At 54.4% G+C, this 23,171-nt stretch carries 20 protein-coding genes; 6 read left to right on the forward strand and 14 right to left on the reverse strand.

Going from position 1 to position 23,171, the window contains the following annotated elements; genetic code table 11:
* Positions 1-4: 4 nt before the first annotated feature.
* The 3 genes from MHI43_RS30905 to uxaC all read right to left on the reverse strand — a co-directional run bounded on the left by MHI43_RS30905 (position 5) and on the right by uxaC (position 4,861).
* Positions 5-1,747, reverse strand: a complete 1,743-nt coding sequence (locus tag MHI43_RS30905) for a sensor histidine kinase (protein ID WP_036659374.1) — start codon at positions 1,745-1,747, stop codon at positions 5-7.
* Entirely contained in the window at positions 1,744-3,345 is a 1,602-nt protein-coding gene (locus MHI43_RS30910; RefSeq protein ID WP_036659376.1) for a response regulator transcription factor, read from the reverse strand. The genes MHI43_RS30905 and MHI43_RS30910 overlap by 4 nt, the downstream gene beginning before the upstream one ends.
* A gap of 112 nt (positions 3,346-3,457) precedes the next feature.
* Positions 3,458-4,861, reverse strand: coding sequence for a glucuronate isomerase (gene uxaC, locus MHI43_RS30915; protein ID WP_036659378.1), 1,404 nt, complete (start codon positions 4,859-4,861; stop codon positions 3,458-3,460).
* Between the two features lie 87 nt (positions 4,862-4,948).
* Between uxaC and MHI43_RS30920 the strand changes: the two genes are divergently transcribed.
* From MHI43_RS30920 to MHI43_RS30930, 3 genes are all read left to right on the forward strand, one after another.
* Positions 4,949-5,626, forward strand: coding sequence for a GntR family transcriptional regulator (locus tag MHI43_RS30920; RefSeq protein ID WP_009592701.1), 678 nt, complete (start codon positions 4,949-4,951; stop codon positions 5,624-5,626).
* A 115-nt stretch (positions 5,627-5,741) separates the two neighbouring features.
* Entirely contained in the window at positions 5,742-6,839 is a 1,098-nt protein-coding gene (gene uxuA / locus MHI43_RS30925; RefSeq protein ID WP_015737917.1) for a mannonate dehydratase, read from the forward strand.
* Complete coding sequence (locus MHI43_RS30930; protein ID WP_015737918.1) at positions 6,836-7,771, forward strand: SDR family oxidoreductase; 936 nt, start codon at positions 6,836-6,838, stop codon at positions 7,769-7,771. The genes uxuA and MHI43_RS30930 overlap by 4 nt, the downstream gene beginning before the upstream one ends.
* Before the next feature lie 182 nt (positions 7,772-7,953).
* Here the strand turns inward: MHI43_RS30930 and MHI43_RS30935 are convergent, their stop codons facing one another.
* The 4 genes from MHI43_RS30935 to MHI43_RS30950 all read right to left on the reverse strand — a co-directional run bounded on the left by MHI43_RS30935 (position 7,954) and on the right by MHI43_RS30950 (position 12,633).
* Positions 7,954-9,270 carry a 6-phospho-beta-glucosidase gene (locus tag MHI43_RS30935; protein WP_036659380.1) on the reverse strand — a complete coding sequence of 439 codons (1,317 nt, stop codon included), beginning with the start codon at positions 9,268-9,270 and terminating at the stop codon, positions 7,954-7,956.
* Positions 9,271-9,345: 75 nt separating this feature from the next.
* The gene (locus MHI43_RS30940) at positions 9,346-10,329 is read right to left on the reverse strand and encodes a BadF/BadG/BcrA/BcrD ATPase family protein (protein ID WP_015737920.1); all 984 of its coding nucleotides are present in this window, start codon (positions 10,327-10,329) and stop codon (positions 9,346-9,348) included.
* Between the two features lie 109 nt (positions 10,330-10,438).
* On the reverse strand, positions 10,439-11,335 hold the full coding sequence (locus tag MHI43_RS30945; RefSeq protein WP_036659381.1) for an AraC family transcriptional regulator: 897 nt from the start codon (positions 11,333-11,335) through the stop codon (positions 10,439-10,441).
* Between the two features lie 221 nt (positions 11,336-11,556).
* Positions 11,557-12,633 (reverse strand): branched-chain amino acid aminotransferase, encoded by a 1,077-nt coding sequence (locus MHI43_RS30950; RefSeq protein ID WP_036659382.1) that lies wholly within the window; start codon positions 12,631-12,633, stop codon positions 11,557-11,559.
* A gap of 123 nt (positions 12,634-12,756) precedes the next feature.
* Here MHI43_RS30950 and MHI43_RS30955 point away from each other — a divergent pair, with 123 nt between their 5' ends.
* Positions 12,757-13,647: a LysR family transcriptional regulator gene (locus MHI43_RS30955; protein WP_015737923.1), complete on the forward strand. Its 891-nt coding sequence runs from the start codon at positions 12,757-12,759 to the stop codon at positions 13,645-13,647.
* A 61-nt stretch (positions 13,648-13,708) separates the two neighbouring features.
* Here MHI43_RS30955 and MHI43_RS30960 read toward each other — a convergent pair whose 3' ends face one another.
* From MHI43_RS30960 to rlmN, 6 genes are all read right to left on the reverse strand, one after another.
* Positions 13,709-14,527 carry a GNAT family N-acetyltransferase gene (locus MHI43_RS30960; RefSeq protein ID WP_015737924.1) on the reverse strand — a complete coding sequence of 273 codons (819 nt, stop codon included), beginning with the start codon at positions 14,525-14,527 and terminating at the stop codon, positions 13,709-13,711.
* A gap of 447 nt (positions 14,528-14,974) precedes the next feature.
* Positions 14,975-15,511: a GNAT family N-acetyltransferase gene (locus MHI43_RS30965; protein WP_015737925.1), complete on the reverse strand. Its 537-nt coding sequence runs from the start codon at positions 15,509-15,511 to the stop codon at positions 14,975-14,977.
* 297 nt (positions 15,512-15,808) lie between these two features.
* Positions 15,809-16,750 (reverse strand): macrolide 2'-phosphotransferase MphI, encoded by a 942-nt coding sequence (gene mphI / locus MHI43_RS30970; RefSeq protein ID WP_036659383.1) that lies wholly within the window; start codon positions 16,748-16,750, stop codon positions 15,809-15,811.
* A 505-nt stretch (positions 16,751-17,255) separates the two neighbouring features.
* Entirely contained in the window at positions 17,256-17,549 is a 294-nt protein-coding gene (locus MHI43_RS30975; protein WP_009592692.1) for a DUF6509 family protein, read from the reverse strand.
* A gap of 267 nt (positions 17,550-17,816) precedes the next feature.
* Entirely contained in the window at positions 17,817-18,287 is a 471-nt protein-coding gene (locus MHI43_RS30980) for a hypothetical protein (protein WP_036659385.1), read from the reverse strand.
* A gap of 150 nt (positions 18,288-18,437) precedes the next feature.
* On the reverse strand, positions 18,438-19,499 hold the full coding sequence (gene rlmN / locus MHI43_RS30985) for a 23S rRNA (adenine(2503)-C(2))-methyltransferase RlmN (RefSeq protein ID WP_015737928.1): 1,062 nt from the start codon (positions 19,497-19,499) through the stop codon (positions 18,438-18,440).
* A gap of 315 nt (positions 19,500-19,814) precedes the next feature.
* Between rlmN and MHI43_RS30990 the strand changes: the two genes are divergently transcribed.
* Both MHI43_RS30990 and MHI43_RS30995 read left to right on the forward strand, forming a co-directional pair.
* Positions 19,815-21,296: an FAD-dependent oxidoreductase gene (locus MHI43_RS30990; protein WP_036659387.1), complete on the forward strand. Its 1,482-nt coding sequence runs from the start codon at positions 19,815-19,817 to the stop codon at positions 21,294-21,296.
* 59 nt (positions 21,297-21,355) lie between these two features.
* Positions 21,356-21,961 (forward strand): TetR/AcrR family transcriptional regulator, encoded by a 606-nt coding sequence (locus MHI43_RS30995; protein ID WP_015737930.1) that lies wholly within the window; start codon positions 21,356-21,358, stop codon positions 21,959-21,961.
* A 90-nt stretch (positions 21,962-22,051) separates the two neighbouring features.
* Here MHI43_RS30995 and MHI43_RS31000 read toward each other — a convergent pair whose 3' ends face one another.
* Positions 22,052-23,011, reverse strand: a complete 960-nt coding sequence (locus MHI43_RS31000) for a metallophosphoesterase family protein (protein WP_015737931.1) — start codon at positions 23,009-23,011, stop codon at positions 22,052-22,054.
* Between the last annotated feature and the right edge of the window lie 160 nt (positions 23,012-23,171).

A 23,171-nucleotide genomic window follows, 5' to 3' on the forward strand; every position in this document is an offset into this window, starting at 1 on the left:
GTCCTTATGTTTCAATGGGAATGGACAGTTTGACCCGTGTGCCCTGTCCAGGCGAGCTGTCCATTTCAAACCGGAACCGGCTGCCATAGTACAGCTTTAACCGGTAAATCACATTCTGAATGCCGATCCGCTCTCCCATCTCGTCCTCGGTCTCGAGATAACGGTAGATGCGTTCCACCTTCTCCGCGGGCATGCCTGCCCCGTTATCCTGAATGGTACAGATCAGGGATTGGCCCTCGCGCACAACCCGAACTTCAATTCGCCCCCCGTGCTTGAGCGGCTCGATGCCGTGAATGCAGGCATTCTCCACAAACGTGACGATGGCCATTTTCGGTATTTGCAGGTGACCCTCTTCGGCTGGAGCATGAACCGAATAATCGATTTTGTCGCCAAACCGGTATTTCTGGATTTCAAGGAAACAATGGATAAACTCCACTTCCTCCTTGAGCGTCACCATGTCTTTTTTCCAAACGAGCGAATTGCGGAAGATCTTCGCCATATTATGAATGATCCTTGCCGTCTCATCCTCATCCTTCATCAGGCTGCGCATGCGGATCGTCTCCAGGGCATTAAAGAGGAAGTGCGGATTAATCTGGCTCTGCAGCGCATTCAATTGCGCGTGCCGCCGCTGCAGCTCCAAATTCTTCTTCTGGATATCCGCCACGTACACGTCATTGATCAGGCTTTTGAGCTGCAAGGTCATCCGGTTGAATTCACCCGTCAGCTGACCGATCTCGTCACGTGCCTCAGCCTCTTGGATGGTGTCGTAATTCTGGTTCTTGACCTTCTTCATATGTTTGAGAATCCGTACAAGTCGTACGTTCAGGGAACGGCTGATCCAAACAATCACCAGGCTCGGAAGCAGAAAATTCAGGCAGGTCAGCACAATGACGAACCGCAAGGACTGATGCACGTCGCGCAGCACCACATCCTCCGGCGTCACCGCCATGATCGTCCAGGTGTTCAGATTGTTGGTCGTGAACGTATCGGTATGAAACTCCAAAAACCTGTCGCCATGCGCGATGCTGCTGTACGGTACAGCGCCCTGCGTGACATCGACCTTCGGGTCCGTAGTATATTCGATATTTCCTTCCCCGCTCAGCAGATACACTTTGCCCTGCACATTCAGGTTGCTCATGATCTGCCGGATCGAGGGCATCCGCATATCGATCTTGAGATACTTGGTGTGGTCATCCTGGGAGCTGAAATAATTCATGCTCCGGATGATGCTGAAGCTGTCCAATTGGCCGTTCTTGCCCGTACGCATCACGATCGGCTGGGTTACGTGCTTGCCCGCGACCGCCTTGTACCAAGCCTCTTCCTTCACCTGGCCATCGATATAATTGATGCCGCCGGAATACAGCAGGGTCGGATTGTCGACATACACCGTAATTTCGCTGACCGAATTGTATACGGCGCTGCCCGAATTCAATATGCGGCGGAGATAAGTATCATACGCCTCGATATAATCGGCTGGATGATCGTACACCGTTTCCACGATCTCGTTCAATTGAACGTCCGTGTAGAAGACCGACGAGATCTCCAGGGCGTCCTCGACTTCACGGCGGAACTCGTTCTTCATCTGTTCAAGCGCTACGGTAATATCCTGGATCCGCTGCTCCCTTACGCTGCCGGACGTCACATTGTAGAAGATGAGGTTGGTAATCAGGATCGGCAAAAAGACGGCCAGGAAATAAAGCAGCAGCATCTTGTCCCGCAGACGGACATTATTCAGGCTCGGCTTCATGCATTCGTCCCTTCGGACGCGGCCTCCTTCATCAAGCGGTTCCGGTACTCGCTTGGCGTCATCCGCTCAATCTTCTCGAATTGCGTCACGAAATAGTCCGGATTGCCGAAGCCGACCCGCTCCGCCACCTCATAGATGCGCAGATCCGTCTGGCGCAGCAAGCGCTTGGCTTCGTTCACGCGCAGCTGGAGCAAAAAATCATTAAAATACATGCCGTACGCTTTTTTGAACAGCTGACCCAGATAAACCGGGTTCATGTAAAACTTCCCGGCGATGCCCTTCAGACTGATATTCTCATGATAATGGGCCTCGATATAAGCCCGGATCTTCTGGATTCCGCCTTTGTGCTGTTCCTTGCGCAGCTGTCCGATATAGTTCGCGCTCTCAATCGCAAAATCCGTGAACAGCCGCTTCAGCCCCTGAAGCGACAAGTTGCGGTCATGCCACTCGGTCATCGGCTCGAGACTGGACAGCCGGCTCTGATCCCCGTCCATGCTGCTGAGCACACGGACCACGCCCAGCACGCATTGGTTGATCGCCGTCTTCACCGCTTCGGGAGCATACAGCTTCTCCTGGAAGGATTCGAACAGCGAACGAATCGTCTCCTCCAGCTTCTCGAAATGCAGCTCCTCGATCTGCTCCAGCAGCTGCTGGTAAAGACGCTCCTCCAGCCCGATGTATTGCAGATCATGCACCGCGGCTTCTTCATGGATCACGATGCCGCTCTCATCGTAGATGTACTTGTATAGGAGCGATTGCTTGGCCGTTTCGTAGGCATCCTGGACGAGGGACAGACGTGAAACCGGCCGGCCAAAATAGACGAAGATTCTTTCGTGCTTCGAATCGGCGAGCGATTGCTGAAGGCGCCTAGCAAATCCCCGCTGACACCCCTGGAACGATTGCAGGATGCTTCCCGGAACGATGATGCCGATCCGGTTGCGGTGCTCATGCAGATAGAAGGGCTGTTCTCCATTCGAGATCGCAAGAAGCGCCGATTCCACCCTGTCCTTGAAGTCGCCTCCGTCATTGTCGTTAGCCGAAGCCGGCGGATAGTCGTTCCGTTCGACAAAAACATAGAACAGACGGTCTTCCGGCCGGAGTTCAAGACGCCGCTCCCATTCCTGCAGCAGACTCTCATCCGCCTCCCCTATAATGAGCGATTCCATCAAGGCGCCCGACAATAGCTTCTCTTCCCGCGAGCGTGCCTCGCGGTCCGACTCCAGCCTTTCGCTGAGCCGGACCAGCGCCTGACTGAATTCCGTCTCGTCAATCGGTTTCAGAATGAAATCATGCACCCCGTAACGGACAGCCTGCTGGGCATAGTTGAAGTCATCGTATCCGCTTACAATAATGAAATACGGCTTCACGATATCGTCCGTGACGACGCGTTGGATCAGCTCGAGTCCATCCAGCACCGGCATGCGGATATCGGTGATGACCACATCCGGCCGAAGCCGTTCAATCAGTTCCAGCGCATCTTCCCCGTTATCCGCCTCATCCACAATGTGAAAGCCGCAGGCTTCCCAATCAATCAGCTTCAGAAGCCCTTTGCGCGTAAACACCTCGTCATCCACCAATATCGCCCGGTTCCCTTGCACGGTATGTCCCCCTCGCCTTTTCGCGCACATCTGCCTGTAACAGATCTTCTATCGGTTCATCAGCAAACGCTTTCATATAGTAAATCTATTGTTCATGCTCTGCACGCAATTGTCAATGAATTTGAAAATAACGCTCGGCATTGTGGTAGCAAATATCCTGGATGATAGCACCGATATATTCATAATCCGCGGGCAGTTCCCCTTCCTTGATCCAATCGCCGAACAGGCGGCACAGCACTCTCCGGAAATATTCATGCCGCGGGAACGACATAAAGCTCCTGGAATCGGTCAGCATGCCGACAAAGGTGCTGATCAGCCCCATGGAAGACAGCGCGGTGAGCTGCTTCAGCATCCCTTCCTTCTGATCGTGGAACCACCAAGCGGAACCGAGCTGAAGCTTGCCCTCGACGCCGGCCGACTGGAAATTCCCGATCGTGGTAGCGATCATTTCGTAATGCGAGGAATACAGGCTGTACACAATGGTTTTCGGCAGCTGATCGTTCCTGTCGAGCCTGCTCAGGAATCCGTTCAGGCTTTCCGCCAGATGGAAATCGAGAATCGAGTCATACCCGCTGTCCTTGCCGATCTTCGCGAACATGCGCGCATTATTGTTCCGAATCGCCCCAATGTGCAACTGCATGGTCCAGCCCTTGGCATGATACATTTCCCCCAGCTTGAGCAGGGTATGGGTGCGGTATTTCCGTTCCTCGAGCGGGGTTAAGCTGCCTCCGCCGATGGCTTTGCCGTAAATGTCCGCAACTTCTTTAACGTCGGCCTGTTCATAAGGAAAAGCGCCAAAGCCGTGATCCGACAGGCGGCAGCCATGGTCATGGAAATATTGGGTCCGATCCTGCAGGGCATCCAGCAATCCCTGATAGGTGTCCACGGCTATACCGGCCGTTGTTCCCAGCGTCCGTGCATAGGAGGGGAAGTCCGAGTTCGCGATATCCAGTACCCGGTCCGGCCGAAATGCAGGGGCCACGACGGTGGACAATTCCCCCTGATCCCGAATGGCCCGGTGAAACTCCAGCGAATCGACGGGATCATCCGTCGTGCAGGCCACGTTGACCTTGAATTTTTCCAAAATTCCGCCTGCCCGCAAGGCAGGAGCCTTCAGCTGCTCATTGCAAGCGTCCCAGATCTCCTTGGCATTCTCCGCAGTCAACCGCTCTTGAATCCCGAAATAGCGGGTCAACTCCAGATGGGTCCAGTGATAGAGCGGATTGCCGACCAATCGCGGAACGCATGCCGCCCAGGCCATAAACTTCGCTTCAGGACTGGCGCTGCCTGTAATCAGCTCTTCGTCGACGCCAAGCCAGCGCATTGCCCTCCATTTGTAATGGTCCCCCTCCAGCCATAGCTCCGTCAGGTTATCAAACTGCCGGTTGATGGCAATATCCTTCGGGTTCAGATGGTTGTGGTAATCGAATATCGGCATCCCTTCCGCATAATCATAATAAAGTTTCTTCGCGCTGTTGCTGTTCAGCAGCAGATTCTCCGTGTCCAAACGGCTCATGTGGTTCCCCTCCGATTCTTATTTCGATTTTCAGTTCCATACTACCATACAAGTATGGTAGTATGGAATACATTAGGAGGTGATGCAGTGGTAGAATCTTTGCGATTACAGCCAGGATCGGCCGGACATATCGTGTACTCCCGGCTGAAGCAGCAGATTGTCAGTCTCGAGCTGCCCCCGGGAACGGCTCTGTCCGAGAAGGAGGTTTCCCTTTCCTTCGAAGTCAGCCGGACGCCGGTGCGGGAAAGCTTCGTCCGCCTGGCCCAGGAGGACCTTGTGGTCGTGCTTCCCCAGCGCGGCACGCGCGTCTCGCTCATCGATTCGGAGCTGGTCGAGGAAGCGCGCTTCATGCGCGAGCAGCTGGAGAAGGCCGTCGTCCGGCTTGCCTGCGAAAGCTTCCCCGAAGAGAAATTCGCCGAGCTGGAGCGAAATCTGTCCGAGCAGCGCGAGAGCATCGAGAAGCATGACGGCAAGCACATGTTTGAGCTGGATGAGGCCTTCCACCGTATTCTGTTTGAAGGCTGCCGCAAGGTCGGCACATGGAACGTGCTGCAGCAGATGAACGCTCATCTGAACCGGAGCCGGATGTTATGGCTGTCTGCCGATCCGAATTGGACCAACCTGTACGAGCAGCATCGGGAGATCGCGGACGCGATTTCGCGTCATGACGCCGATCATGCCGAACGTGAAATGCAGCAGCATCTGAGCCTGATTATCTCCAATCTGGCCGTGCTGAAAGAGAAGCATCCCGATTATTTCAAATAAGCCGTTACCCGCAAAAGACCCTTATTCGTCACGGCTTCATCTTGGCGTTACACTCGTAACTGCAAAATTCCCAGCAGTGCGTTAACTCCTTAAACTTGTAAAGGACGGTGAAGAAATGCGCATGGTATTCAGATGGTTCGGCGAGGGCAACGATACGGTCTCGCTGGATCAGATTAGACAAATCCCCGGCGTGGAGGGCATCGTATGGGCACTTCACGATATTCCTGTCGGCGAGGAATGGCCGATGGAGCGAATTGAGGAAATTGCGGACCAGGCCAAAGCGTACGGGCTTCATATTGACGTCGTGGAAAGCGTGAATGTGCACGAAGACATCAAACTCGGCCTTCCTTCCCGGGATCAGTACATAGCCAACTACATCCGGACGATTGAGAAATTGGGCCAGGTCGGTGTCAAAGTCATCTGCTACAATTTCATGCCGGTCTTCGATTGGGCTAGAACCGATCTTCATAAACAGACCCCCGATGGTTCGACAGCCCTCTTCTTCGAGAAGGCCAAAATCCACGGCATCGATCCGATGGAGCTGGTTCAGACGATCAACCGGAACAGCGCGCTTACCATGCCGGGCTGGGAGCCGGAGCGTTTGGCGCATCTGACCTCCCTGTTCGAAGCGTACCGCGGCGTTACCGAGGAGGACTTGTGGAGCAACCTCGAATATTTCTTGAGCGCCGTCATCCCGGCTGCCGAGAAGAACGGCATCCGAATGGCCATTCACCCGGATGATCCGCCTTGGCCGATCTTCGGCCTGCCGCGGGTCATCACCAGCCAGGAAAATCTCCGGAGATTCCTGCAGCTGTATGATAGCCCGGCGAACAGCCTGACCCTGTGCAGCGGCTCGCTAGGCGCCAATCCTGACAATGACATCGTCTCCATGATCCATGAGTTCCACGACCGGATTCCGTTCGCGCATATCCGGAACGTACGCGTCTACGAGAACGGCGATTTCATCGAAACGTCCCATCGTACCGAGGACGGCACCGTCGATATTTCCGGCATTGTGCAGGCCTATCATGACAACGGTTTCACCGGATACGTAAGGCCCGATCACGGGCGGCATATCTGGGGCGAGCAGTGCCGTCCGGGTTACGGCCTGTATGACCGCGCCTTGGGCATTATGTATCTCTGGGGGCTGTGGGACGCTTACAGCCGGGAGCGCGCGGGAAGTCCAGCCGAGCTGAAGGAGGCCGTACAATGAGTGAGGTAAATATCCGTGCAGCAGGTACATCCGAAGCCGAATCAAGCGGAGCTTCTGTTGAATCCGCACCGCAAGCGACGCCATCCCTTCCCATTCATCCGTCATTAAACGGGAAGACGGTTGTCATTACGGGCGGCTCCGGCGTATTGTGCCGGGCGATGGCTCTTGAGCTGGGGCGGCAAAGTGCCAAGGTGGCCGTCTTGAACCGTACGGCCGAGAAAGGGCAGCAGGTGGCCGATGAAATTACGGCTGCCGGCGGTACGGCGATTGCCGTTCCCTGCGATGTAACGGATGTGGAAAGCGTTCGGCAAGCGGAAAAAGCTGTGCGCGAGTCTTTCGGACCCTGCGATATCCTGATTAACGGAGCCGGCGGCAATCGGAAAGACGCGAATACAACCAACGAGATTTTCCGTCCGGAAGATGTGGGGCAGTCCGATGTGACAACCTTCTTCGGGTTAAGCGTACCGGGCTTCCGCAGCGTATTCGATTTGAACTTCATCGGCACGCTGATACCGACGCAAGTCTTTGCGGAAGGGATGCTGGGACGTCCCGGGGCCGTCGTGCTGAATATCTCGTCCATGAGCGCACCCAGCCCGATGACCAAGGTTCCGGCTTACAGTGCAGCCAAAGCGGCCATCAACAACTTTACGCAGTGGCTGTCCGTACATCTCGCGGAATCCGGCATTCGCGTGAACGCGATTGCGCCGGGCTTCTTCCTGACCGAGCAGAACCGTAATTTGCTGACCCACAGCGACGGTTCATTAACCGAGCGGTCTCATAAAATCATCTCCCATACCCCCATGAGGCGGTTCGGCGTGCCGGAGGATCTGCTCGGCACCCTGCTCTGGCTCGTGGACGATCAGACCTCCGGCTTCGTTACGGGAACGGTCATTCCCGTGGACGGCGGCTTCATGGCATATTCAGGCGTATAACGGGTGGCAGCGCTGGCCGCGTGAATCGATCTGCGGCACCGATCTTCGGACCGCGGCATTCCGCTGCTGTCCGTCAGTCTTAGAGGTTAAGCCTGCAAGGAAAACATAAAAAACGAGCTTCAGCGCCATGCTGAGGCTCGTTTTTTTTCAAGTTTCCACTTTATGTTGCCCTGGATATCTTGTTACACCACGGCCTCCGGATTAAAAAAAGCCGGCAAGTATTTTTTGTTCGCCTCCAGCATTTCATCGAGCAGCTGCTTCGCTACGGTCACGGACGGCACCAGCGGATGATGCACCAGTGCCTGCAGCGCAATGCCGCGATCGCCGGTAATGGCAGCTTCGATCGTCAATTGTTCGTACACTTTCACCGCATGCATCAGTCCCTTCACATGGGAAGGAACCTTTTGCGGCGCCAGCGGTATTGGCCCTTGGCCCGTAACCACGCAGTTGATCTCGATGCTGGCATCCGCAGGCAGGAAGTCGTAGATATTGCCGTTGGAAACGTTCAGCGTCTGAATATCATGACGGTCATTATAAATGGACGTCATCAGGTTGACGGCCGCTTCGGAATAATAAGCGCCGCCGCGCTGCTCCAGCTGCTTCGGCTTCACGGCCAAATTCTCGTCCTTGTAGAGCTCGAACAGCTCCTCCTCTACCCGGCTGACCACGTCCGCCCGGGTTCCGTCCTTCTCCAGCGAGGCCTTCATGTCCGCGAACATCGTATCGGTCATGTAGAAATATTTAAGATAATAGGTCGGAATCGCCCCAAGCGAACGGATAAAATCCGCGTCCCAGCCGAAGGTCGGCACGTTCTTCGCCGTATACGATTTCCCGCCGTCCAGCAGCTCCGGCATTTTCTCTTCGCCGTTGACGATCGCCGACGTCACCCAGTGAAGATGATTGATCCCGACAAACTCGGCCAGAACGTCCCTCTCCGACACGCCGTACTCCGCCGCCAGGAACTTCTGAAAGTTAATCGGGGAGTTGCACAGACCGACGGATTTGACCTTGCTGTGCTTCGCAACCGCTTCGGTGACGATGCCTGCCGGATTCGTGAAGTTCAGCATCCACGCATTCGGTGCCAGCTCTTCGATATCGCGGCAAATGTCCAGAATCACCGGTACCGTGCGCAGCGCCTTCAGCATGCCTCCCGGGCCCGTCGTCTCCTGGCCGATGACGCCGTGTTTAATCGGAATATGCTCATCCTGCTTGCGTGCCGCCAGCAAGCCGACGCGCATCTGGGTCGTCACGAAATCGGCACCCGCAATCGCCTGCCTCCGATCCAGCGTCAGGTGAACCTCGATCGGCAGACCCGACTCCTTGACCATGCGTTTGGCCAAATTGCCCACGATCTCCAGCTTATGCTTACCTTCTTCAATATCAACGAACCATAGTTCGCGAATCGGCATCTGCTCATAATTGCGAATGAAACCTTCTACAATTTCCGGGGTATAGGAGGAACCTCCCCCGATGACCGCTATCTTCAATCCTGCTGCCACGTTAATCGCCTCCAAGGTATGATATCAATCCGTTTCGATCCGGATCTATTACGCTCTATTACAACGATATGCTGATCAGGCTGTGGTTGCCTGCTCAAACGTAAATGCTTTCAGTTTGGCCTCCGTCTCAACATCAACGGCATGACCGTCGGCATCCATCGCGCACAGCAGCGCGCCGGAAACCGGATCGGATGTCAGCCTTACGCAGGATGCATGGGGTGCCCGGACCGCAACGATCCGTTCGATTGCATCCGTCAGGATCGAGCTGTTCGGCCTGTTCAGCACGCTGCCGATGTAGACGATGTCGAAGGCTTCGTCCGCCATGTCCAGCCGCCGAATCAGCGTGCATACCGCATTGGCCAGCTCTTCGCCTTCGTTCTCGAGAATCCAGGTAGCCACCTCATCGCCCGCTTCAGCTGCCTGAAACAGCGTCTTCACCAGACTTGGCGGAACCTTTGTCCTGCCGTAGAGGACATCCTCGTACATCGGTTCGACGGATGTATATCCCATCTGCTCCAGAACGAGCGACGTCAACAAGGTTGCCGGTCCCCGCTCATCCCAGGCCCGAATAACCGCCCGGAAGGCAAGCGTAGCAAACCCCGATCCGCCAGCGTATCCATCCCCGTACAAGAAACCGAAGCCGCCATACTGCAGCTCTTCTCCCGCACGGTTACGGGCGGCGCTGTTGAAGCCCGTACCGCAGATCAATGCGGCGCCATACGGACGGCTCGTTCCCGCCCTCATCCCGATGATGGTATCGCATGCGATAGCATGTCTCGGATATCCTAGCGCCCCGATCATCGGGCGCAGGATCTCGTAATCGGCTTCCCGATCGGCTCCGGCCAGCCCGAAATAGGCATAACTGATATCTTCCTTGGCAGCTCCAGCCTCTTGAAGCGCCCGGTTGCAAGCCTCCTCAATGTTACGGGCCGCATGCTCACGGTGAATCTGGTGATTGCCGTTGCCGGACGCTCCCTTGCCAAGGATATTCCCTTGTTCATCGCAGATGACGGCGTGTGTTTTGCTGCCGCCGGCATCCACGCCCAGATACAAACTCATGGACTTCACTCCTACCCGCCTAACGGCGGCGTCATGTGGTGGTATATGTTTAAGATACCGCTTCCACAGGTTGCCATCTACTGTTATACGATCAAGGAGTGATACTATCTTACTGTTTCTTGGAACTCGTGGCGGAGGGGATCATGGGACTGCCTGCATAAGCGCGCTCCCGGATCTCGCTTGGCGAAGCCCCGACATGCTGCTTGAACAGACGATTGAAATTGGACAGATTCCGGAACCCGCAGGTTTCCGCGATCTCGATAATCTTCTGGTCCGTCGTCTCCAACAGGTGCACGGCATGGGTCAAGCGCAGCTGGATCAGATAATGATGCGGTGAGGTTCCGACCGCCTGCTGGAACAGGGCGCTGAACCGGGAAGGGCTCAGATGCGTTAAATCCGACAGCTCCTGCAGCGTCCAGCCGTAGTCCAGATGAAGCTCCATCGTGCGCAGGACTTCTTTTAACGCGTGCATCCCCCTGCCCTTGATCGGCCTGTGCTCCTGAGCCGGAGACGACAGATGGCGGTTCGCCAAGCTCAGGAAACGAATGAGATCCGAACGGATCAGGCTCATATAAGAGGTCCCCCGGGCTTTATACTCCTCCATCATGCGCCGAAGCAGCCGGGCCAGTTCATCGTGCACCGGAGATTGCCTGTCTACGTTTCCGAGCGAGCGGAAGGGAGCCATCAGGTCCGGATCGAACTTGAGATCGATGGACAGCAGGGAGGGCTCGAACATAATGACGTCCATGACCAGGTTCTCGGTCTCATACGCGCGATGCAGATCATTACTGTTGATGAATATGATATCCCCCTGCTGAAACGGGAGCTTCATCCCGTTGATCAGAATAAAACCGGTTCCGCCTTGAATATAGTTAAGCTCCAACGCATGATGCCAATGCAGGCGCTGGGCTCCGGCGAATATGCCGTGCGTGGTCGACGCGGTAAACGGAAAGGCAGCGTTCGAAAAATCTATGGCGTCCGGAACGACGCTTTGCGGACGATTCACTTCAATTGCACCTCCATGCCTCGTAAATAACGTGTCAACGATGTACTCACATCGTAACATGAGCGACTCTCTTAAGAAAAACATGGAGCGACGTTTACGCTCAGATGATTAAACCGCAAGCTGCGGCGAGATAGAAGGTAAACCACGGAAGCTTTATTCTTGCCCGTGAAAAAAAAAGGACCCGCCCCCAAGTATGCCTGGGGCGGATCCTTACAGGTGCATTAAGATAATGGAAGTTCAACCGTCCAGCCGAACGGATCCTCAACGGTTCCGAGCTGGATGCCCGTGATGGCATCATAAACGCGTTTGGAAAGCTCGCCGGTCGCTCCCTCGCCAATCACCAATTGCTCCTCCTGCCATTCCAGTGAACCGATCGGCGATATCACCGCTGCCGTGCCGGTGCCGAAAGCCTCGGTCAACAAGCCGCTGCGGTGAGCCTCCACGATTTCATCGATGGAAAGGGCCCGCTCTTCCACGGGGATGTTCCAATGCTGCAGCAGCTGGATGACGGAGTTCCGGGTAACCCCATCCAGGATGCTTCCGTTCAGCGCAGGCGTTATCACCTTATCGCCGATCTTGAAGAACACGTTCATGCTGCCGACTTCCTCGATATATTTGCGGTGCACCCCATCGAGCCACAGCACCTGCGAATATCCTTTTAGGGTGGCTTCATCCTGCGCTTTCAAACCTGCCGCATAGTTGCCGGCCGTCTTGGCATTGCCCACACCCCCGGCAACGGCACGCACGTATTTCGGCTCCACGTAGATGCTGACCGGATTGATGCCTTCCGCATAATACGAACCGACCACCGACAGGATGATCATGAACTTGTATTGCAGCGACGGCGCTACGCCGAGCACGGGCTCGGTTGCGATGACAAACGGACGGATATAGAGCGATGTGCCCGGCTCGGAAGGAATCCAGTCGCGATCCACGAGCACGAGCTGCTTGAGCGCTTCCATCACAAGCCCTTCGTCCAATGTCGGAATGCTCAGGCGCTGGTTGGACAGGTTCAGCCGCTGAATATTTTTGTTCGGACGGAACATGAGAATCCGCTGATCTTCCGTCAGGTAAGCCTTCAGGCCTTCGAATACGGTCTGGCCATAGTGAAATACTTTGGCGGCAGGGTCAAGTTCGATCGGTTGGTACGGGACGACGCGCGGGTCGTGCCAGCCTTTGCCGGCGTCATAGTCCAGAATAAACATATGATCCGTAAATACCGTGCCGAAAGCCTGTTTATGATGGCTCGGCTTCTCCTTCGGGGTGGTCGTTAATTCCACGGATATCGCGTAATTCATGTGCACACATCTCCTTATTTTGCAAACGTTATTAGTTGAATCATATCAATCGATGCCCTATATTAAAAATATCTGATTTATAGGGATACCATACCTTTAAGGTATGGAGAGGGGGTATGAAAAATGGACATTCGGCAGCTGCGATATTTCCTGACGATCGCCCAGGAAGGACAGATCACGCGTGCGGCTAAACAGCTTAACATGGAGCAGCCTCCATTAAGCCGTCAGCTGAAGCTGATGGAGGAAGAACTCGGCGTGCTGCTATTTGAACGCAGCGGCAAGCAGCTTCAGCTCACCCACGCAGGCGAGCTGCTGCAGAGCAGGGCCGCCTCCCTGCTGAACCAGTTCAATGAAACGCTGACCGAGGTGAAAGAGATCCACGCGGGAGTCCGCGGCATGCTCTCCATCGGTGCCGTCGTCTCCTGCATTTCGCTCCTGCCTCAGCGCATCCATATCTTCCGGCAGCAATATCCCGAGGTCACCTTCAAGATTCGGGAAGGCGACCACTCCCTGCTGGCCGATCAGCTCGACAAGCGGAATATCGAGCTCGCAGTGACCCGGCTTCCGTTCGAATCCAGCTTCGGGCCCGAGCGTTATGCCGTTCAGCCCCTGCCCTCCGACCCGTTCGTCGCGGTCATTCCAAGCAGCTGGGAGAGCATTGCCTCCCATTCGGAAATCTCGATGCGCGAGCTGGCGGAATATCCGTTCCTGTCCTTAAAAACCGATCAGACGATCGGGATGCATGAGCGGGTCATTCAAGAATTCAAACGCGGCGAACTTGAGCCGCGCGTCATATGCGAATGCTCCAGCGTTGCCATTATCGTCGCTTTGGTAGCCGAAGGCATTGGCGCCACCATTTTGCCCGAGTCGGTCATGTCCTCCTTCGCGATTCCCGACATCCGGACGCTGTCCATTACAAGCGCTGATTTCCAATCGGACGTGGGCATTGTTTGGCTCAGGGATCATGTCCTGTCCAATCGGGCCCGGCATTTTCTAGCTACCTTTATAGAATAACACTTGTTGAGGCCCCTCGTCTTCCCCAGCTTTGTCCAAGCCTTGCCGCATCGGGGCTTCGTTATCCATTGTGGACAAACTTGAGGTCGCTAATCGTCCCGCATCGGGTAAACCCGATATGTTGATACAGCCGGTTGGAGTCCGGGTTGGCCTGGTCGGCGTACAGCATGGGAACCAATCCTTCCTGCAGCAGGATAGATCCAAGGTCTGCAACCAATGCGCTGGCATACCCTTTTTTTCGTTCCTCCTTGGGCGTGTACACCGCGTTGATGCGGCCGTGTCTTGGCGACCGGTGCGCAATGTTGGCCATCGATACCGTGTGGCTGCCGGCCATCCATACATATAACCCGCCCTGCTGAATGAGTCGTTCGGCGGTCTCGACCTGGCTTGCCGCATTCGCTCGGACCCCATAAGCATCTTCCGAGAATCCGACCAGAAACCGGGCCACCTTCTGCGTATCTTCCACAGCGGCTCGTCTGATCCTCCCCTCTACGCCTAAAGGGCTCTTGACGGTGGGGGCATGGTAAGACTCCATCGTCATCTGATGACGGTAGGCTCCATGGCGCTCCTCTGCGTAGCAGCTGGCGAACTGCTCGGCCACGCCCGGTTCTCCCGTTACGCCCGGCAGGGCTGCTTCCCCCAGCTCGCTGACCAGTTCTCGAAGCAGAAACTGCCGCCGATCCATGGTAACGTCCCGGGATATCCATAACCAGGCGTTCCCGCGGGGCGACTGCGCATAGATCATGCGTCCGTCCGGCGATTTCAGGCCAATACGCTGCGGCGACCCGGCAATGAGATGGATCAGGTTGTACGATACCTCATCCCGAATAAATTCTTCCCGGCACAGCGCCTCGTCCTGTGGCATCAGCTTCGTTAACATGATTCATCCCTCTCTCTTCCCATGATCTTTCCCTGCCCGACCCAAGTGGTGGACCGATCGACGGCCCCGCCGCCTTTTGGCGTCTCCGGCATCCCAAAGCACAAAAAAGCCCCGTCCCCTGTAGGGACGGAGCCTTGTCTCCGCGTTACCACCCTGATTCGTGCCGGCTAGCCGGGCACGCACTCTTGTCATCATCCATCAATGATGCCCCATGGTAACGGCTGGGTAAACCCGGATACGCCTCAACATAAATCGGCGGATCTGCTCCGAGGTGATGGCCAATTCATCGCCGCTGACTGCTTCGCACCGCCCAGCAGTTCTCTGATTCAGCTTCCTTTGCGATCTTGGCGTCCTCATCCAAGCATTTTTCGAAAAATTTAACTCAGTTTATCCCGGCATCATCCGGCTGTCAAGCCCTATTCCAACTAGGATGCTTAAGTCCCCGTCTTATTTGTTATTAAAACGGAAGACCAGCATATCCCCCTTCTCCGGATGGACGCCATCATGTTCCGTATACCGTCCGCCCGTGTACGTGTTTAACGTTTTGCGCCAAAAAATCTGGGTGCTCATATTGCGCTCGGTCGGATTCGTCTGAAGCTCCCATGCGCCTTGGAACTGATCGAACACAAGCTCAGCCGCTCGTTGGGCTACACCTTGTCTTCGAAAAGTCCGAAGCACAAAAAAATCATTCAAGTAGTACTGGATATTCGGCGATGGAATGTATGGCGTGGTCGCCACCAGGGCCAACCCTGCCGCAATGCCATCTACGGATATCAGATAAGGAAAAAGAACCGACGGCTGCTCCCACCACACATCGAGCTGCTTGCTCTGCTCGCTTAAGGTCGGCACATCCTCTTTTTCAAATACACCGAACCGGTTAGGACGGACCCCCCATATCTCAGCAATGTCATGCAAGTACAGCGGATATATGTTATGCAGAATAAATGACTGTTCCTTCGGGCATAAACGTACCTCAATATTCACGGTCAATCCCTCCTTAATGAATGATGTATGTAAGTTTAGTATGTCTAGGATAACATATTTACTCTTCCAAGAGGTTTACAGGTATGTAAATTGCGTTACGAAATGGAGTAAAATACGTTAAACCTACTCCTTATTTCACCACGATTTCATTATATGTCCTACGGCTCATCCAAAATTATGTTGAATTCTGTTATTTATATCATGCAAAGAGCCAACCGAATGTATGCGTCGGTTGGCTCTTTAATTTCTGCGGAATCAGGGTGGATCGGATCGAGCACCTCGCCCCTCCCCGTCCTCTTAATTCGAACCAGCTTGCTCCGTCAAGCCCAGCGCATTCCGCGCCATCGTCATATATTCCTCCTGACCCGTAAGGAGCGCGAACTGGGCGATCAGCACGGGATAAGCCGCATGCTGCTCGACAATATGGTCGAACATGCGCGGCCATACCTTTCCTCCCGCTTGTTCATACCGATCCAACAGGACACGAAGATTATGCTCGCCGTATATGGCGTAATACAGCACGAAATCTTTGGCGGGACTGGCTACCTCCGACTCCGTCCAATCCAGCAGCCCGGTAACCCGCACCCGCTCATCAATCAGGATATGCGGCGGATGAAGATCTCCGTGGATCAGCGCGGAATGCGTTGGCCAGTAAGAATCGTCTCCCAGCCACTTCTGCCACCTCTCCCAGAGCGTTTCGGAAACGCCTAGGCGGGCCTTGATGTCGTCCATGTTTCGGGCAGTCTCCTCGCGAACTTCTTGGGGGCTTTTTACCCGCAGGCCTGCGGCTCGGGCTGCATCGTGGTCGATTCCGTGCAGGGCGACCAGTGCCTCAGCCAGGGAGTGAACGAACGGCTCACCCGGATTCTCGGCATCCATATTAAATGCATATCCTTCCATGCTGACGGAAGCGGCAGGCTGCCCGCCGAGCAACGGGTAGGCGATGAGCTCCGGCGTATATATGCGCCAATCCGGCACGTCGACCGGCAGATGGGACTGGATCAGCTTCAGGACTCGCGCCTCATTATCCGCCCTGTCCAGCACATCCGTTCTTCTCGGCTTCCGCAGGATCCACCTTGCCCCGGTCTTGGCCTCCTCCGCGAATCCAACGAGAAAGTCCATCCCGGATTCATTCATCTCAATGCCTTCGGGATTCAAATCCACCCCGTGCTTACCGGCTATCTCCAGCATCTCTTGGATCACTTGCGCATAATCGTCATTGGGCTTAGCTATTGTCATAAGGAATCCATCCCTTCCATATTTCATTGATATCGTAATAGGCCGTTATCACAACAAAAAAGCACAGGCAACGAGCTGCCTGTGCTGGGTAACCGAAACGGGACCTTACCGTCCACCGTTCCTGGAAATGCCTACTCGAATACACGTTCAAATACGGGAAGGTGAAAACACCTCTTATCCCGCACATGAAAAAACATGCACTCCTATAGACATATCATAAAAATGGGTTACGTAAAAATGACGGACCCATCCCGATTACCCTGCAACTGTGCAGGTCTCTTTAGCGCTATTTCATTAGCCGCGAAAAGATCTCAATCGGGAATAATCCAACATACGTAACCCTCCGTTCATCCTAAGTTGTGTATAACTTTACCAAAACCACGAAATCTTTGCAAGAACTTCTTGAGCAGTTTGCTGCCTTTATAAGGCGACGCATAACACGCAAGTTCACACGGGATGAGCAATGAAGCCCTCAATGGCGCTTTTCTAACCGCATCATCATGCCTTAGGCTTCTTCCTGCAAATGCTCCCTGCAAAAAGCCGTGAGTTCTTCCTCTTCCTCGGGCTCCATATCAAAATCCAGATACTGATCCGTTGTGCGCTCATAGAAATCGTATTTGACGATACGCGAAGCGTCCTCATCATCCAGGTAGATCACTCGCAGGTAGACGCCATGCTCCGAATAGAGCTCGTCATCCTCCGGCACGTCCAAATCGCATACAAACTCAAAGCGTTTGCCGGTCAGGATTCCAAACGGGTCCTTCACCAGCTCGACGCTGTATTCTTTGATCGTTAACATATTCCCACCCTTTCTATCACTCTGCTTATTATACACAAGAGAGCGCCCATCCCTACACTCTTTCTAATTGCTCAAAGGCTGCCTCTGCCGGAACCCGAGGCCGTTCCCCAATTTACGATTCTATCAGCGCATACCTTTAACGAGCTGCACCGAATTGACTTACGGTAAAAAAGAAGACCACCCAAGAAGAGCACATATTAGGAAGACAAAATGACCCTTGCAGGGGTCATTTTGCTGATTCGGGCTATAAAATATCCCTGAAGCCGATCACTTGCCGTCCTCTTGACCGGTCCGTTCCTTCCCCTTCGCGGTTGCGGCGAACGATCGGGTCATCGTCTTGATCAGCTCCGCTTTGCGGTAACGCAAGGCGGACCAATCCTCGTCGATGGCGATCTGCCGAACGGGCTCGTAGCCTTCGTCGGCAAGGATGCCCGTAACGCTCTCCCGACTGCAATCGGAGTTCTTGTACGTCTTGGACGTCTTCTTGGGGTAACACAGCCAGAGCAGGCCGTTATCCGCCACGGAGCCGGCTGCAATCTCGGCCAGCCGCCGTAATTCTTCATTGCTTGTCCCAAAGGCCTGCACGAAGTCGTAAGGTGCTTGCACAGGCTCCGTATGAACATCTCCCTGCAGGGAACTGATGACCTCTTGATAGGCCTGCGGTGCGTTAAGCATCAGAACCGGCTGGCCGAGGTCCTTGTACTGCAGCTTTTTGATGATTGAATGAATCTCCGGCATTTCTGCTCATTCCTCTCGCGATGGATTCGTATAGGCCACCTACCGGCCCCAATTTAAGAAGAGCATACCCATACGAATGGATACGCCCTTACTTCTCGGCAACCCATGGTGCGTTGGTAATGCCTCCAAGAGATGCCCGTTGTCTGCTTGTTACTGAGCCTTCTTGATCTGCTTGCTGCGCAGCTGTCCGCAGGCTGCGTCGATATCCGTGCCATGCTCCAGCCGCACGCTGCAGCTGATGCCCTGTTTCTTTAAGGTATCGTAAAATGCGGTGATCGATTCTTTGGTGCTGCGCTGGTACTGGCTGTGCTCATCCACCGGGTTGTACGGAATGAGGTTCACGTTCGCCAGATTGCGGCGCTCGCCCACGAGCTCGGCCAGCTCGAGCGCATGCTCCCGCTGATCGTTCACATCCTTCAGCAGAATGTACTCCAGCGTGATGCGGCGATTCGTTTTTTCCAAATAGTAATCAATCGCTGCCATCAGCTTCTCGATCGGAATCGCTTTGTTGATCTTCATGATGCGGGTCCGGATCTCGTCGTTCGGCGCATGCAGGGAAATGGCGAGGTTCACGCCCAGATCGCTGTCCGCGAACTCGACGATTTTGTTAGCCAGCCCGCTGGTCGATACCGTAATATGACGAGGGCCAATCGCAAGCCCTTTATGATCCTTGATCACGCGGATGAAATCCGACATGTTCTCATAATTGTCAAAAGGCTCCCCGATCCCCATTACGACGAGATGGCTGACCCGTTCGCTGCTGCCTCTCCGATCCAAGTGAAGCTGAACCTGCATGACCTGCTCCACGATTTCCGCTGCGGACAAATCCCGGCTCTTCTTCAGCAACCCGCTGGCACAGAAGCTGCAGCCGATATTGCACCCGACCTGTGTGGTCACGCACACCGACAATCCGAATTTATGCCGCATCAATACGGTCTCGATCAGGTTGCCGTCCACCAGCTTGAACAGAAACTTAACCGTGCCGTCCAGAGACTCCTGCTTGGTATGCTCCTCCAAGGTCAGGATCGTATAATGTTCCTCGAGCAGCTGCAGACATTCCGGATGCACATCCGTCATATCGGAAAAAGACGTTACCCGCTTCCGATACAGCCATTCCCACACCTGCGTTGCCCGAAATTTTTTATGTCCACGCTCGCCTAGCCAAGCCGTCAACTGATCTAATGTTAATCCATAAATGGATGGTTTGTTCATTGATTGGTCCTCTTTCTATTCATAGTCCACTCCTTATTGTCCCAAAATTCCGAGGGGAACACAAGGGGAGTTATAGGCAATTCACGCTTCTTTGACACAAAACGGGATTGACATATCCAGGAAATCCCTTTATTTTATTATTGACTGATTGAATCAATCATAATTTAGGAAGACGAAAAGAACTACAACTTCTCGTTTATACTTAAACGGCTCACCCCCGATCAGTCCGTCACCTTCGTCCAAGTCAGAAAATCAGATGGTATTTTTTTCGTTTATTATTGACTGACTAAATCAATCTACATTGGAGGTAATCAAATGAATTCCAAAGGAAAAGCGCTGATTCTTGGTGGAGGCATAGCCGGACTATTCACCGCCAACGTGTTATCGAGGCATTATGAGGAGGTGGTCATTGCTGATCGGGATGAATTTCCCGCAGGTCCGGAGAATCGAGCTGGTACGCCGCAGGCTTATCATCCCCACCGTTTTCTTGAACGCGGCAAAATGATCGTTGAACGATGGTTCCCTGGCATAACCGAGGAACTGCTTCAGCAGGGTGCTCACCCCCGAGCGCAAAAGTCCGTTAAAATGACCAACCGTTTCGGCACGCTGGAACTGCCCGATGAGCCTAATGCGGGATGCAGCCGATCCCTGCTGGAGTGGACCCTTCGCAGCAGAGTGGCCAAACTGCCAAACGTTACTCTCTTACCGAAACTGACGGCGCAACAATTGCTGTTTGACGCCGGCAAGAAGGCCGTTACCGGCGTTGTGTTCCGGGACAGGAACGTCAAGGAGCCGGCGCTCCTTCATATGAATGCGGATATCGTCGTGGATGCAAGCGGTCGCGGGTCCAAGCTGGCTGATTGGCTGCAGGACCTCGGTTATGCGATACCGGAGGCTGAACGGCTGCACATCTCTCTTGGCTACAGCACGCGGCATTATAAGGTGCCTGAGGAAATCCATGCGGCGTGGAGCACCATCGTGAACGAAGGAGACCCCGCCCTCGGCATCGGCACGGCCGTCTTCAATCCGATCGAGAATCAGCTTGCAGAGATCGTGCTGTATCGAGCGGGAGGGGCATCTTATCCGACAACCGAAAGCGATCTGTACAATCAGGAAGCCGAGAATCTATTCGGACCCGCCATCGGAAACTTGCTTGAGCAGTTGGAGCCTGTTTCGAGTCCGCGAGGCTACCGGATCGAAGAGTGCGTGAGACAGCATTTCGAGGAGATGGAGGACTGGCCCTCCGGTCTTCTAGTGCTTGGCGATGCCTTCTGCAGCTTCGATCCGATATTCGGCCAAGGCATGACGGTGGCGGCTATCCAGGCAGACACGCTGGACCGCTGCTTGCAGTCTAAGCAGGAAGGAGTCCAGCTTGAACAGGGATTCGAGCGTTCGGCACTTCAGGAGATTCAATCCGCCATAGAACCTGCATGGTGGCTTAGTGCAGCGGCCGATCTAAGATGGGCAGGCGTGAAATACGAAGGCCGCTTGTCCCCCCAAGGGTTTTCTTTTGCCCAGAGGCTGTTCGACATATGCCAGGAACTGGCTTACAGCCATCACGACATGGCCGTATTTGAGCAGTACATGATGGTCACCGGCCTGCTCGCTTCGCCTAATGATCTGTTTAATGCTAAAAGCATCACCGCCATCGTGAATGCGGATCGTTCCGGACAGGGCAACGCTTGGCTCCATCAAGCGCTGGAAGAGGCCGGCGTGCCGCTGGAGGAGCTATTGGAACAGATCATCCCCGCTTTCAATACGGAATTCCTGCCCTTAACCATGGGATTGCCCGAATAATTCAAATGCGTTATTGTGGATATCAGCAAGAGAATACCATGGTGAGGGATTGACAAGAAATGGCCCCGTTGAATGAAGAACAACTGCATCAAATACGCGACGAACGAAAAGAACAAATCATGCGAGCAGCCATCAAAGTATTCTCAAAAAGAGGTATTTTCGGAACCAAAATGAGCATGATCGCCGGCGAAGCCGGGGTCAGTCACGGCCTGCTTTATCATTACTTCAAATCCAAAGACGAGTTGTTCATTACGCTCGTACAATGGTCAATGGATGAGGCACGGCACGCGCTCTCCGACATCTATGACGTGCCCGGTACCCCTCTTGAGAAAATTACATTGCTGACCTCCATGATTCTTCAAGAGGACGATAATTCGCACTTCATGCTGATTCAGCAAGCACGCACCTCGGATGGCGTGCCGGAAGAGGCCAAACGGATTATCGAGAGCTATTCCATCCATGCCTTCGTGGATCAGCTCATGCCGCTGTTCGAAGCCGGACAGCAGGCAGGAGAGATCGCGGCTGGCGATCTGAGAGAACTGGCGGCCTGTTATTTATCCGTGCTGTCGGGATTAATGACGCTGAAGTCCCAGGAGGATCCGAGCTATACGCCTCCTAGAGCGGAGCTGCTGCTGCGCATGCTTACGAACGGACAGGGAAAATAACGCAAACAGACACACCTCTCATGAAATGGCCGGGTTCATAACCGCCATGTTCATAAGAGGTGTGTTTGTTACTGCCGTGCGTGTCGTGTATCAGTCAGACGTCCCGGGTTCATGCTTCTCCTGCTCCCGGATCTGCGAGCCGTCGCTCAGCGTGATCCAGGTGTCGAACTGCCGCTGTCCTTCATGCAGGCGAATGACCCTTGCCCCCCGGAGCATGCCTTCGCGGCCATATGTGCCATACCCGGTCGCTCTGCCGTAGCAGAGGCGGATGCCGTGCAGTTCGCCCCAATAATCATTGATGTGATCATGTCCTGCGAACGTGCCCATTACATCCCCTCGCTCGAGCATCGCCGCGAACAGCCCGGTATTCACCTCCGGACAACATACCCTCTCAAACTTGCTGCCATAACACGTCCTCCGCTCCCACACCTCGCGATACTCCGGCAGCGGGATATGGAAAAAAGCCAATGACGGCAGCGGGTTCCCCTGATGCTTGGCGCTGTATGCCCGGGACGCCATTTCATACCACTGGATCTGGTCGCGCCGGATCCAATCGTACCCCGGAACGGCAGGGTGTTCAGATTCTCTCCCTGAGTCGAAGAAGTACAAAACGGCCGCCGTCTCTTCTCCGTTACTTCCGTATAAAGGCAGCGTATAATTCCCTACGCCATGAATATCCGGCGAGCCGTGCTCTGCGCAATTATAAGCGTGCTGCATGGCGACATCCATCAGCTCTTCGCGCGTGATCTCGCCCTCCGTATCATGGTTCCCGAATACGAAGGCCCAGCGGATTCCGCGGGACTCCACCGCAGACACGGCATCCTTGAAGGCCTGCGCCGGATCCTGGCACTTTCTATAACCGGTGTCGGCTTCGCCGGAATAAATAAGATCGCCCGTAAACACCACCAGATCGGGCTGCTCCAGGTCGAGCACCGTCTCCATGCAGCGCCGGCTCATCAGATCCTCCGGCTCCCCATTCTTCCAATGAATATCTGTAAACTGCACGATCTTGAAGGTATGATCGTCTCCGAATCGAAGAATCGGCTTCATCGCACATTGCCTCCTTTTACTTGGACATGTGGTTTTCATGTTGGTTGTTGTGGTTTTATGTGTATATTAGAGGAGAAAACGCCCCAAAGTCAATGATTTTTGTTGACATTGTCAATTATCCATCCTAATATAGGATCGAATCCACAACTTCGGTCATCAT

The organism is Paenibacillus sp. FSL H8-0457, assembly GCF_038051935.1.
GTDB classification, from domain to species: domain Bacteria; phylum Bacillota; class Bacilli; order Paenibacillales; family Paenibacillaceae; genus Paenibacillus_AQ; species Paenibacillus_AQ lautus_A.